A 12362-nucleotide genomic window follows, 5' to 3' on the forward strand; every position below is an offset into this window, starting at 1 on the left:
ACATTATTTTGACGTAAGCTTTTTATGAATAAATGAACCAAGCCATCTAGCTGCTAAGTTGAATACTAAAACTGAAAGCACAAGTACGGCTGATGCACCATTTGCAATGGCCTCTGCATCTGGAATGATTCCTTGTGTATTGACGTTCCATATATGAACGGCTAATGTTTCTGCCGGTCTAAAAACATTCAGCGGTGACGTATCAGAAAATGGACTCCAGTTTGTAAAATCAAGACGCGGTGTGGTGAGGCCTGCTGTGAAAAGAAGCGCTGCTGCCTCCCCGAAGACTCTTCCTGATGCTAAAATCGCACCGGTAATAATAGAAGGAATCGCTCCTGGAATCAGGACCGTCTTCACTGTATGCCATTTCGTCACACCAAGCGCTAGTGATGCTTCCTTTTGATCCTTCGGTACAGAGCGAAGCGCGTCTTCTGTCACCCTCACCATCACTGGCAGGTTAAACACCGTGAGCGCAAGAGCTCCTCCGATGATCGTATAGCCCCAGCCTGTTAAATTGACAAACATGAGTAAACCAAACATACCAATGACAATAGAAGGAAGTGAAGACAGCACTTCAATACATGTGCGAATAAAATCAGTGACTTTGTTTTGAGGCGCATATTCAGCCATGTACACTCCGCCGCCGACACCAAGTGGTACTGTGATCAGCATTGTAATAAACAAAATGTAAAACGAGTTAAACAGCTGATCCCTAATACCGCCGCCAGAGCCAATTGCACTTGAGCGGGTTGTCAAAAAGTCGAAATTTAATTCTTTTGCACCGTTGAAGATGATATAAGAAAACAAACCAACTAGGATCGCCGTAATAATGGCAGCACATAATCCAAAAACAAACGTGGCAAAACGATCGGTCATTTTGCTATTCATTAAATCTTCCTCCTAGACGACAAGTATCTGATAATGAGTATGAACATAAACGATACAACTAGAAGGACAAGCCCCATTGACCAAAGTGTATTGTTTTCAACACTTCCATACGTTGTGTGACCCATGTTTAACGTAATAATGGTTGTTAATGTACCAGCTGTATCCATAATGCTCTCTGGTAAATTACGCGTGTTTCCAATGACCATCTGAACGGCAAGGGCTTCTCCAAATGCTCTTGCCATCCCAAGAACGACTGCTGTCATTAATGTTGGAAGAGCTGCTGGTACAAGTACACGTCTAATCGTTTGCCATCTTGTAGCGCCAAGTGCATACGATCCCTCACGTAAGCTTTTTGGAAGGGAAGCCATAGCATCAGTTGCAATGGATGTAACGGTTGGCAGAATCATAATAGACAGGACAATCGTTCCTGCTAACACGCTATGCCCTGAGCCGCTTGACTTGAAATGTCCGATAAACGGCACCAATACTGTAAGACCTATGAATCCGTAAACAACGGATGGAATCCCTACAAGCAATTCAATGACTGGCTGGAGAATTTTCCGGCCCCATGCAGGTGCAATTTCTGTCATAAAGATCGCTCCTGCGATGCCTAGCGGCGCTGCAATAAGTGCCGATAGAAGCGTGACGGCGATCGATCCAAAAATAAAAGGAAATGCGCCGTACTCCGGGTTTTCTGCTGTTGGGTTCCAATTGAAACTGGTTAAGAACTCAATTGGGCTTACACCATTTACGATGAAAGATTGTAAACCCTTAATGCCAAGGAAGATGGTGATGGCGATGGATACTGCAATCATTAAGAATGCGCAGAATTTCACCAAAATACTTCCTCTTACTTCATCCATTTGCCTATTTTTCTTCGAGCTGATCAGCCGATCGCTCGCTTCTGTATGTTCTATCTGCTTCATCTTTTTCTACACTCCTATGAATGTCATAAAAGGAAAAGTGAAATGCTCCACTTTTCCTTCATCAGCAATTCAAGACCTCTTACTTATCTGATTGTTTGCCTGTTGCGTCTCTTTCTACTTTCATATTAGAGACTGAGATGTAGCCTTGGTCTTTGACGATTTCTTTTTGTACTTCGTCACTCATAAGGTAATCTAAGAATTGTTTTGTTAGACCTTCCGGCTCACCTTTTGTATAAGAGTGCTCGTATGCCCAAATTGTATATTTACCGCTTTCTACATTGCTTTCTTCTGGTTTCACACCATCAATGCTAAGCGGTGTAATTTTGTCATCTGTTAAATAAGAGAATGCTAGGTATCCAATCGCACCTGGTGTTTCTGCAATCAGCTTTTTCACTGTGTTTGAAGAATCTTCTGTGATTCCTTCTGCAGGTGTTGCGCCGTCAAGTGCATATTTCACAAATGTGGCACGAGTTCCTGAAGAATCAGGTCTGTTGACAAGCGTGATTTTTTGGTCTTTCCCGCCAAGCTCTTTCCAGTTTTTGATTTTACCAGTGAAGATTTTTTTCAATTCGTCCTTTGTGATGTCTTTGACACCCACTTCAGGGTTTACAGCTGCGGCCATTCCAACAACTGCTACTTTGTGGTCTTTTAAAGCTTTTGCGTCGATTCCGTCTTTCTCTTCAGCGAATACATCTGAGTTCCCAATTTGCACAGATCCTTCTGAAACTTGAGAAAGTCCTGTTCCTGAACCGCCGGCTTGTACTTGAATATCGGCTTTTGGATGTTTATCCATGAATTTTTCTGCTGCCGCAAGAACTAAAGGCTGCATCGCAGATGATCCTGAGATGGTAATGGAACCTGATGCCTCATCTTTGTTTGAAGCATTTCCTTTACTGTCTTTTGAATCTCCGCTTGAGCTGCTGTTTCCGCATGCTGTGACGAATGCTAACAATGCGATAGTAAGGAAAGTAAGCAGCCATAATTTGTTCTTTTTCATTTCAAGAATACCCCCTGAATAATTTGTCCTACGAGTAATACATTAAAGGTTCTTTATTAATTTCGTTTAAATGGAATGTTAAGGTTTTGTAAATGTCGAAGTTTTGTAGAGAAATTGCGGCGTTTTTTATGAATTTTGTCAATTTATATCGAAATTTTTGAAGAAAACGTAAAAAAACGCCCACAAAAAGTGAGCGTTTTTACCTATGAAAGGTCTAGTTATTTGTTTCTGCTTCATTTTCAATTTTGTTTTTGTTTTTCGCCTGTGTATCATTGCTTTCCTGTTTTGATTTCAGTTCAAAGTACTTATCTAATACTTGTTCACCAATATCATTTGTAATTGGATAGCGCTGGTTGTAGTCTTGATACACCCATGGCACGACAACGGAAATGGCCACTTCTGGATTATCAGCAGGCGCATACGCAACAAGAGTTGTGTTATACGTCGGTGTACCGCGCTTGCTTTTAATTGGACCGTCATAGAATGATTGAGCGGTTCCTGTTTTGCCAGCTGGATTATACTTTTTGTTGCCAAAGTTTGAATAGGCTGTCCCTCTTGGGTTCTGCATCACAAGCTTGAAGCCTTGCTGGACACGCTTGATTTCATCACTTGTCATGTCTAGCTTATTCAATACATCCGGTTTGACGGATTCCGTTACAGCTCCAATGCCTCGCTGCGGATCTGGCTCTCTCACTTCTTTAACAAGCTGCGGACGTAAACGGTACCCGCCATTTGCAATGGTTGAAACGTATTGCGCCATTTGCAGCGGTGTAAACGTATCATACTGTCCAATCGCATAGTCAAGTAAGAGCCCCGATTGTGTAGACGTTCCTCTGTAGCCCGTTGCTTCGTTTGGCAGGTCAATACCTGTTTTGACGCCAAGGCCAAATTTACTAAAATTGTAGCGGAACGTATCAAATGCTTTCGGATCAATTGGGAGCGGCTGATTCTTACGATATTCGCTTTTCCCAATGGCGATCGCTGTTTTGAACATATACACGTTTGATGAACGCTCTAGTGCTGTTAAATCATTAATGAGTCCCATATTTTGATAGGATTTCTTTGGCGGTGACTGGGCGATATAGAGAGGTTCATCGTATTGGGTACTTCCAATATGAATAGCGCCTGTTTTATATCCAGTCAGTACAGTGGCCCCTTTTACGGCTGATCCCATCGCATATGAGGATGTCATCGTTCCTAATGAGTAGTCATCGAATTTGTATTTTCCGTTTTTGTTTGAAATCTGCTTACCCGCAACAGAGAGAACCTCTCCATTTCTCGGGTCCATCATGACAACAAATGCGCGGTCAAGAAGCTCAGTTCCCCCTCTTTGTTTCGCACTTCTCAAGTTCTTTTCAATAATTTTTTCAACTGCTTTTTGCAGCTGAATATCAATTGTAAGCACAAGGTCTTTCCCGCTCTTACCTTCTGTTAACACTTTAGAGCTTGTGACATTGCCCTGTTTATCAGTTGTACTCTGTTCTTTTTCCTTTTGGCCCTGCAGGACATCTTCATATTGATATTCGAGATAGCTTTTTCCTACACGGTCATTTCGGCTGTAGCCGAGTGATAGATAATGCTCAAGAAGTGACTGCGGAAGACCTTCATCACTCGAAGACACACTGCCGAGCATACTGCGGAGCAGTCCTTTATACGGGTAGCTGCGTGACCAGTCTGTCGTCACATCAACACCTGGCAGCTCGTCCAAATGCTCAGAGACGTAAGCAATTTCTCTTGGCTTTACATCTTCATTTTTAATAAATTGAGGCGTAAGTGCATAGCCTCCATCCATCTGCCTTTTAATGGCAAGCACTTGTAAATCTTTTTTCGTCAGTTGATTTAATTCCTTGTCTGTGATGCGTTTTAGCTGAAGCTCATATAGTTTATCATCAGAGACCTTATCGTCACCCTTTAATTCTGATTCTTTTTGAACAAGCTTTTTCGCTTCATTCGGATGCGTTAAGATCCAGAAATCTTTTTTGTCACGATCTGTGATTTTTTTCGTACTCACATGAATCATATCCGCTAATTTTGATGCCACTTTGAGCCGCTCTTCTTGTGAAGTCGTCGAGGTTCTCGTATATGTAATGGCATTCAGCGCTTTATTGCTGACAATCGTATTGTAGTTTCGATCATAAATTTTTCCGCGCGGAGCAGACGAGCTGACATTCACATCCTCTTGTTTTTCTGCCTGCTTTTTATAATCTTCTCCATTGACAATTTGCACAAACCCGAGTCTAACGACAACGCCGGTAAAAATAATAAAGGCAGCTAAAAATAATAAATTCAGCCGGATCGGAAGTGTTTTGCGCCCTTCCTTCGCGTCTTTTTTGTTTTTCTTGTTTCTCATCACATCACCTTTTCTATCAAGAAAGAAATGGCACCCCTTTTTGTGTATAAAAGGTGCCATCATCATTTTAGCGGTTTTTCTATCATTTATCTAGAAATTTGATGTTCCATTGGTAAGAAATTTTACCTTTCTCCCTTAATAAGGTTCGTTTGAGAAACTGGCTTTTGACCGTCAGCCTCTTTCATATCAGCTGTTTTTTCTTTCAAATGAATATCTTTTACAAAGTAATAAATGAGGGTGTGCCCCGCTCCGAGCACAACAAGTGATGCAGGGATTCCGAGCTCATCACCTAGTAAGGTCACAGACAGCAGGAACAAAACAATCGAACAAATACGGCCGGCATTTAAAAATAGCTCTCTGACCACAATATATTCAATTCGGGCCTTTCTGGCGTACCTTGCATGGCCAATGACATCATATGTTAAGGATACATAAGGAACAAGCAGGAGCGGATATCCTATTGCAATGGCTACCGCATACATCAGAAGTGATACATAGGACAAGTGGAAAACGATTAAAAACAAGGCGCCGTATAAAATCATCCCGCCAAGCATGATGGCCTTCTTCCGCCACTTTTTCTTAATCAAACGTGTAGCGAAGAAATAAGTAAAAAAGGCAACACCTGAATTCACTAAACCAAACGTCCCGAGAGCAAGCTCACTGTTTGTTGCAATAAACACGAAGACACTGATTAAGAAGACAAAGACCCCTTCACGAAGCCCTTGAAAAAAGTGAGCTGTTGTAATCCTACGCCAATTCTCATCTGCATGACGTTCTTTCCAAATTTGTTTGATCATAAATTTGCCTTTTGACTGCCTTCTTTTGAGGAAAAAGCTCATCACAACCGCTAGTGAAAACAAAAAGAGCGATAATGTGAAAATGACGGTGTAGCCTGTATCATCCGTTAACTGAGAAATGACAATTCCCGCAATGAGCGGACCGATCATGCCGGCAGTTGAGGAAAGCACCCCAAGAAATCCATTAAAGAAATCTCTTGTTTCAGGCTCAGTGATCTCAAAGGTGAGTACGTTAAAAGCAAGCCAGTAAAAACCATAGCCGATCCCAAGGACACTTCCCAATAAAACTAGCCGTGCGGCCGCTTGTTCTCCTGCCATTAAGACAATTAAATAAAAAGCAGCTAAAAAGATGACACCGAAACGAAGGACAAACGCCCGGTCTATTTTTTTTGCGAGCCGGCCAGCGAATAAAAATGTAATGGGCTGAAGCACAACAATGGCCAAATTATAAATCGCAAGATCTGTGAATTTCCCAGACTGTTTCCATAAGTACACATTTACAAACGTATTCGAAAGCGCAATGGCAAGTGCGTATAACCCGCCAATCGTGAGGAGGAGCAATAAATCTTTTGTAACATCCATGTCCCCGAACATTTTCTTTAATCTGCTCATACCATTCATTCTCCTTTTCTACACAATAGTCTGTCTCATCAAAAGGCAGATATGTAAAAAAAGGAGGGAAAATATAAAAAGACCTGCTTCTCTAAAGAGCAGGTCTTTTCAAATCAAATGATTTATTTAGCTTCGCTGTAAAGGCGAGCTACTTCATCCCAGTTCACAACATTCCAGAATGCTGAAATGTAATCAGGACGACGGTTTTGGTAGTTTAGGTAGTAAGCATGCTCCCAAACGTCTAGTCCTAGAATTGGCGTTTTTCCTTCAGTTAAAGGAGAATCTTGGTTTGGCGTGCTTGTGATTTCAAGTTTTCCGTTGTTCACAACAAGCCATGCCCAACCAGAACCAAAGCGTCCTGCAGCTGCTGCAGCGAAATCAGATTTGAATTTTTCAAATCCGCCTAATTCTTTTTCGATTGCATCTGCAAGTTCACCAGTTGGTGCGCCGCCACCGTTTGGTGAAAGAAGCGTCCAGAATAATGAGTGGTTCGCATGTCCTCCGCCATTGTTACGTACAGCTGTACGAATGTTTTCAGGCACTGAGTTTAAGTTAGCCACTAGCTCTTCAATTGATTGATCTTCAAGAGCTGATACACCTTCGATTGCTTTGTTTAAGTTTGTTACATATGTGTTGTGGTGTTTTGTGTGGTGAATCGTCATTGTTTCCTTGTCGATATGTGGTTCTAATGCATCGTAAGCATATGGTAATTCTGGAAGTTTAAAAGCCATGGTTAAATTCCTCCTTAAAATGTATGTACTGAAATGCTTCCTTTGTAAGTCAGCAATTCACCCTACTCAAAGAGTATCAAAAGAAACAGCTTGTTTCAACGTTATTGCTCATGTTCTGAAACATTTCAGTGTTTATTTTGTATTTAGCCCTTTTGAAAAAGTTTTAAACACCCTTTTTCAACTTAACGAAGGACATAAAATAAAAAGATGCCAAGCATCAGCGCTTGAATCAATCCTTTTGCAAAAACACCTGATACAAATCCAATTAATGAGCCTAATCCGACTTTCACACTCGTCTTCAGATCTTTTTGATGAACAAGGAGCTCTGCAATAACACTCCCAAGAAATGGACCAATAATAATTCCTGCAATGGGTATCACAAAAGGACCAGCTAATAACCCAATGGTGCTTCCCCAAATAGCTGCCTTGCTGCCGCCAAAGCGCTTTACCCCAATCAGGTTTGAGACATAATCTGCCGCAAATAAGACGGCAGTAAACATGGCTTGAATAAGCCAGAACGTCAGTGTAAGCGGCTCGAAGCTAAAGAAGAAACCATATAGAATAAATCCGAGAACCATAAAGACTACACTCGGGATAATTGGATAAACCAGTCCAACAAACGCAATGATAAATGCACAGCCAATCAGTATCCAATACAAAATGTCCAAGACCCTGCCGCCTCCTTTTATATGCTGTATACATTATGCCTCATTCCTTCTATCTTAACCAGTGATGAAGGCCATACTTGTACTTGATGGATAGACATTGATACAATATGAGAAATAGAAAAGAATGTAGGAAGTGAATGGGTATTGAACGTATTTAATCTATTGTTAAAAGGAATTTATTCACCAAAAGATATTGCTAAAGCACGCTTTACAGGGATCGGTAAAGCAATTTTATTCATTTTTATCCTTTCAATCATCGCAGCAGTTCCTCAGGGCTATCATATGAGCCAAGAGATCTCGAATGCGATGTCAGGATTTCAGCATGTGATCAAAAAAGATTTACCCGACTTTTCAATTGAAAAAGGAAAACTTCAAGCGGATCAAAGTGCACCAATAGAAAAAGAAGAAAACGGCATCACGATCATCTTTGATCCTGCTGAAAAAATAAAAGCAAGTGAGCTTGAATCAAAGCAAACGGCCATCGCTTTATTAAAGGAAAAAGCAGTGATTGCCATTGATGGGCAAATGACAGATATCCCCTACCAGCTTCTTGGCGGAACGCTGACAAAAGATGAACTCGCCCGCGTCACAAATCAGAACCAAGCGATTATCATCCCTGTGATCTGTGTACTGCTATATCTATCAACTGCGGCTCTCATGTTTATCAGCGCAACATTCCTTGCGATGCTTGGTACATTTATTAAACGAATGCAGCAAAAAGAGCTGTCTTTCCAAATGCTTTGGAAGCTCTCCGCTTATTCACTCACATTAACAACGGTCTTTTTCGCCATTATGAGTGCATTAAACACGCCTGTTGCAAACTCATTTTTATTAAATTGGGTCATTAACTTTATCTTTTTATATCTTGTTGTTAAAGAAATTCCTGCAAAAAAAAGCAAATGATCCACCCAACAAGGATTTGTCTACACAATGAAAGCTCCCCCGTCTTGGAGGAGCTTTTTATGTATGTTCATGCTAGGACTCATCTGGATGGATGATCGCAAACAAATAGTGATCCTCCCATACTCCATTAATCTTTACTTTTTTACGATTTAGTCCCTCATGTTCAAAACCTGTCTTTTCAAGTACACGAATGGAACCCTTATTACTCGGCTTTACTCCAGCCTCAATACGGTGGAGATTCAACTCAAAAAAGGCATATTCAATGATTAAGCGAATGGCTTCTGTCATATATCCATTTCCGCCCTGCCTTTGATCGAGTACATACCCGAGCCAAGCTCCTTCTATCGGACCTCTTACGACAGAACTTAATGAGATCGTCCCAATTAAGGCATCGGTTTCATTTAAGAAAATACCGTGCATGTAAGATTCATCTTGTGCACTTTTTTGCCTACTCCGCTGAATTCGCTCAATTTGGCGAGGTAACGTGAAGAAATCATCTTTGATTAAAGGTGTAAATTCCTGAAAATATGAGCGGTTCTCAAGCTCTAATGTTAACAGTGATTCTGCATCATTTTCTGTTAGTGTTCTCACATATATATGCTGACTAACCTTCTTCATAAAATCCCCCCATTATTATTTTATCATACTGGCCATATGAGGTTGCTCTCCTATTTACTACACCAACGACCCAAGAAGTTTTTATTACAAGACATACTAGGACTAACTAGAACCATCCTTTCCAGCTTTTCTCCTCTTTTTGGTTCTATCATTTCAGGACATGCATAGACTGAAGTAAACTCTTAAAAGCGGTGAGTAAAATGCGGCGAATTCTTTTTTTACTAATCAGTTTGTTTGTCCTCTTTATTATCTTTTTTGATTTAAAAAATGGAACCATTCCTGTTGAGGAAAACCCAGCTGTCCCAGCAAGTGCCCTTCAAACAGCTGAGAAAAAGACATATAAGAACGTCACTGTAAAACAAGGTGAAACGGTCCTCTCCATCGTACATACAAGCAAGCCGCTTGATGACGTCATTAAAGATTTCGAGGAGCTGAATCAAGGTGTTAAAGCGAACGAAATCAGAGCAGGCAGCACATATAAGTTTCCTGTCTATAAGAGATAAAACGTTAATTCCTTGTCATTCATACAAAGAGACTGTTACAATATGAACTGTAAAACACGACGTACACGGCAAAGGATTGCTTGTACACTAAGGAGCGATTGACAAGTGAGTGAAGTCACACATCGTACTAAAACGCGTCCCGTCAAAGTGGGACCTTTAACTATAGGTGGAAATAATGAGGTTGTCATTCAAAGTATGGCAACAACCAAAACACATGATGTCGAAGCGACAGTCGCTGAAATTAAACGTTTAGAAGAGGCAGGCTGTCAAATCGTGCGTGTCGCATGTCCAGATGAGCGTGCAGCAAATGCAATTGCGGACATTAAAAAGCAAATTAACATCCCGCTTGTTGTGGATATTCATTTTGACTATAAGCTTGCCCTGAAAGCGATTGAAGCAGGCGCAGACAAAATCCGAATCAATCCAGGAAACATCGGAAGAAGAGAAAAAGTCGAAGCGGTTGTCAAAGCAGCAAAAGAAAAAGGCATTCCAATCCGTATTGGCGTAAACGCTGGTTCATTAGAGAAAAAAATTCTTGATAAATACGGCTACCCAACAGCAGATGGTATGGTCGAAAGTGCACTGCATCACATTAAAATTTTAGAAGACCTAGACTTTCATGACATCATCGTCAGTATGAAAGCATCTGATGTAAACCTTGCAATTGAAGCATACGAAAAAGCGGCTAAAGCCTTTGATTATCCTCTTCACCTTGGGATTACAGAATCAGGTACGTTATTTGCAGGTACAGTCAAAAGTGCAGCTGGACTTGGCGCTATTTTGAATATGGGAATTGGGAACACACTCCGTATCTCATTAAGCGCTGACCCAGTTGAGGAAGTAAAAGTAGCACGTGAATTGTTGAAATCATTTGGTCTTGCATCAAATGCAGCAACACTGATCTCCTGCCCAACTTGTGGACGAATTGAAATTGACCTCATCAGCATTGCAAATGAAGTCGAAGAATATATTTCTAAAATCAAAGCACCGATTAAAGTAGCTGTTCTCGGCTGTGCTGTTAACGGTCCAGGTGAAGCACGTGAAGCGGATATCGGTATCGCAGGCGCAAGAGGCGAAGGCTTATTGTTCCGTAAAGGTGAAATTGTTCGTAAGGTACCGGAAGAAACAATGGTCGAAGAACTGAAAAAAGAAATCGATAAAATCGCTGAAGAACATTATGCGAAAATGGAAGCTGAAAAAGAAAAACAAGCGAATGCCTAACAAAAAACGCCTGACGTCATAGTCAGGCGTTTTTTGTTCTTATTAAAAGAACGGGGTGATAAATATGCCTAGGATGACGGAAACAATTCCGATCCCAATTGACCACGCGCCAAGCGCATGTGCTCCTTTTCTTCTTGCAATATAACCAACGACGATTGCCGCTACCCCTAATAGCACCGGCAAGACAAATAATGAGATAATCGCAATCGCGAGTGCTGTATAGCCTATCCCTTTACTGCCTGAATCGTCACCTGCTTGGTCACGTCCTCGTCTATCTTCTCGATCTCTTGAAGCTTGATATGGCTCTGCAATTTCAGCAGCTGTTTCCTCTAAATAGCCATCATCATTACTAAAATGTGTATCGATTTCACGATCATTTCTTCTGAAATCCTCGTCTCTTTCCATGATCAATTCCCCCTTTTGGTTAATAGAAAGGAGCTTTTTTAGTATGAGCAAATATGTCTGTTTCATGATTGCTAAAACTTGCTGGAATTGTGAATTGATTATGTTACACTTTAAGAGTATAAAAATGAGGAGTGTGGGCATGTTACGTTTAGGAATTGATATTGATGGTACAGTGACGGCACAGGACACCTTTGTCCCCTACTTAAATGAGTCGTTCCAATGTGCCATGACACTAGATGATATGACAGAGTATGATTTGACGAAGCTTTTAAAGATTTCTCAAGAAGAATTTTGGGGCTGGATGGATCAGCACGAGCCTCTTATTTATAAACAGGCAATGCCTGCTGAGGGTGCAAAAGAGATCCTCGACGAAATGAAGCAGCAGCACAGACTGATTTATATTACAGCAAGAAGGCAGCAGCATTCGGATATCACCTACAAGTGGTTTCAAGAACATGACGTGCACTATGATGCTATTGAGCTGGTTGGCGGTCATCATAAGCTGGAAGCCGTTCAAAAGCACAAAATTGATGTATTTTTTGAAGACCATCATGGCAATGCCACAATGATTGCAAAAGAGGCTGACATCCCGGTTATACTTTTCAACTCCCCTTATAACCAGATGCCAATTGACGACAGAATTATACGCGTAAACAACTGGCAGGAAGCATCTAAGTGGATCAAACAATACGAGCAGCGTCTGCAAACTGCTTATTAATGTAACTGAGCACCGAAGCGGAACA

The 12362-nt window shown here is 41.2% G+C and carries 13 protein-coding genes; 4 read left to right on the forward strand and 9 right to left on the reverse strand.

Annotation, left to right across the window (positions count from 1 at the left end; genetic code table 11):
• Window positions 1–3: 3 nt before the first annotated feature.
• From pstA to MHB66_RS11785, 7 genes are all read right to left on the reverse strand, one after another.
• The gene (gene pstA / locus MHB66_RS11755) at window positions 4–888 is read right to left on the reverse strand and encodes a phosphate ABC transporter permease PstA (protein WP_046311778.1); all 885 of its coding nucleotides are present in this window, start codon (window positions 886–888) and stop codon (window positions 4–6) included.
• On the reverse strand, window positions 888–1814 hold the full coding sequence (gene pstC / locus MHB66_RS11760; RefSeq protein WP_342490554.1) for a phosphate ABC transporter permease subunit PstC: 927 nt from the start codon (window positions 1812–1814) through the stop codon (window positions 888–890). Before pstC ends, pstA begins: the two co-directional genes overlap by 1 nt.
• Window positions 1815–1893: 79 nt before the next feature.
• Entirely contained in the window at window positions 1894–2811 is a 918-nt protein-coding gene (locus MHB66_RS11765; protein ID WP_046311780.1) for a phosphate ABC transporter substrate-binding protein, read from the reverse strand.
• Between the two features lie 214 nt (window positions 2812–3025).
• Window positions 3026–5161, reverse strand: coding sequence for a penicillin-binding protein 2 (locus MHB66_RS11770; protein ID WP_046311781.1), 2136 nt, complete (start codon window positions 5159–5161; stop codon window positions 3026–3028).
• A gap of 122 nt (window positions 5162–5283) precedes the next feature.
• On the reverse strand, window positions 5284–6570 hold the full coding sequence (locus MHB66_RS11775) for an MFS transporter (RefSeq protein WP_046311784.1): 1287 nt from the start codon (window positions 6568–6570) through the stop codon (window positions 5284–5286).
• Window positions 6571–6692: 122 nt separating this feature from the next.
• Entirely contained in the window at window positions 6693–7301 is a 609-nt protein-coding gene (sodA, locus tag MHB66_RS11780; RefSeq protein WP_007501264.1) for a superoxide dismutase SodA, read from the reverse strand.
• A 182-nt stretch (window positions 7302–7483) separates the two neighbouring features.
• A complete protein-coding gene (locus MHB66_RS11785; protein WP_024427974.1) occupies window positions 7484–7969 on the reverse strand; it encodes a DUF456 domain-containing protein in 486 nt (161 codons plus the stop codon).
• A gap of 144 nt (window positions 7970–8113) precedes the next feature.
• Between MHB66_RS11785 and MHB66_RS11790 the strand changes: the two genes are divergently transcribed.
• Window positions 8114–8872, forward strand: coding sequence for a DUF1189 domain-containing protein (locus MHB66_RS11790; protein WP_041117993.1), 759 nt, complete (start codon window positions 8114–8116; stop codon window positions 8870–8872).
• A gap of 72 nt (window positions 8873–8944) precedes the next feature.
• Here the strand turns inward: MHB66_RS11790 and MHB66_RS11795 are convergent, their stop codons facing one another.
• Window positions 8945–9490, reverse strand: a complete 546-nt coding sequence (locus MHB66_RS11795) for a GNAT family protein (RefSeq protein ID WP_046311786.1) — start codon at window positions 9488–9490, stop codon at window positions 8945–8947.
• Window positions 9491–9690: 200 nt separating this feature from the next.
• On the opposite strand from MHB66_RS11795, the gene MHB66_RS11800 reads away from it, so the two are divergent.
• Window positions 9691–9993: a hypothetical protein gene (locus tag MHB66_RS11800; RefSeq protein ID WP_039180007.1), complete on the forward strand. Its 303-nt coding sequence runs from the start codon at window positions 9691–9693 to the stop codon at window positions 9991–9993.
• A 105-nt stretch (window positions 9994–10098) separates the two neighbouring features.
• Window positions 10099–11214, forward strand: a complete 1116-nt coding sequence (ispG, locus tag MHB66_RS11805) for a flavodoxin-dependent (E)-4-hydroxy-3-methylbut-2-enyl-diphosphate synthase (protein ID WP_024423001.1) — start codon at window positions 10099–10101, stop codon at window positions 11212–11214.
• 42 nt (window positions 11215–11256) lie between these two features.
• Here the strand turns inward: ispG and MHB66_RS11810 are convergent, their stop codons facing one another.
• On the reverse strand, window positions 11257–11619 hold the full coding sequence (locus tag MHB66_RS11810) for a DUF308 domain-containing protein (protein WP_024423002.1): 363 nt from the start codon (window positions 11617–11619) through the stop codon (window positions 11257–11259).
• Between the two features lie 139 nt (window positions 11620–11758).
• Between MHB66_RS11810 and MHB66_RS11815 the strand changes: the two genes are divergently transcribed.
• Window positions 11759–12337 (forward strand): nucleotidase, encoded by a 579-nt coding sequence (locus MHB66_RS11815; RefSeq protein WP_046311790.1) that lies wholly within the window; start codon window positions 11759–11761, stop codon window positions 12335–12337.
• Window positions 12338–12362 lie beyond the last annotated feature (25 nt).

It is taken from the genome of Bacillus sp. FSL L8-0167 (assembly GCF_038630295.1).
Taxonomy (GTDB): Bacteria; Bacillota; Bacilli; order Bacillales; family Bacillaceae; genus Bacillus; species Bacillus safensis.

Bases quoted from the DNA above. Each gene is read 5' to 3' on its own strand.
- pstA (WP_046311778.1), bottom strand. From the start codon at position 888: ATGAATAGCAAAATGACCGATCGTTTTGCCACGTTTGTTTTTGGATTA.
- pstC (WP_342490554.1), bottom strand. From the start codon at position 1,814: ATGAAGCAGATAGAACATACAGAAGCGAGCGATCGGCTGATCAGCTCG.
- MHB66_RS11765 (WP_046311780.1), bottom strand. From the start codon at position 2,811: ATGAAAAAGAACAAATTATGGCTGCTTACTTTCCTTACTATCGCATTG.
- MHB66_RS11770 (WP_046311781.1), bottom strand. From the start codon at position 5,161: ATGAGAAACAAGAAAAACAAAAAAGACGCGAAGGAAGGGCGCAAAACA.
- MHB66_RS11775 (WP_046311784.1), bottom strand. From the start codon at position 6,570: ATGAGCAGATTAAAGAAAATGTTCGGGGACATGGATGTTACAAAAGAT.
- sodA (WP_007501264.1), bottom strand. From the start codon at position 7,301: ATGGCTTTTAAACTTCCAGAATTACCATATGCTTACGATGCATTAGAA.
- MHB66_RS11795 (WP_046311786.1), bottom strand. From the start codon at position 9,490: ATGAAGAAGGTTAGTCAGCATATATATGTGAGAACACTAACAGAAAAT.
- MHB66_RS11800 (WP_039180007.1), top strand. From the start codon at position 9,691: ATGCGGCGAATTCTTTTTTTACTAATCAGTTTGTTTGTCCTCTTTATT.
- MHB66_RS11810 (WP_024423002.1), bottom strand. From the start codon at position 11,619: ATGGAAAGAGACGAGGATTTCAGAAGAAATGATCGTGAAATCGATACA.
- MHB66_RS11815 (WP_046311790.1), top strand. From the start codon at position 11,759: ATGTTACGTTTAGGAATTGATATTGATGGTACAGTGACGGCACAGGAC.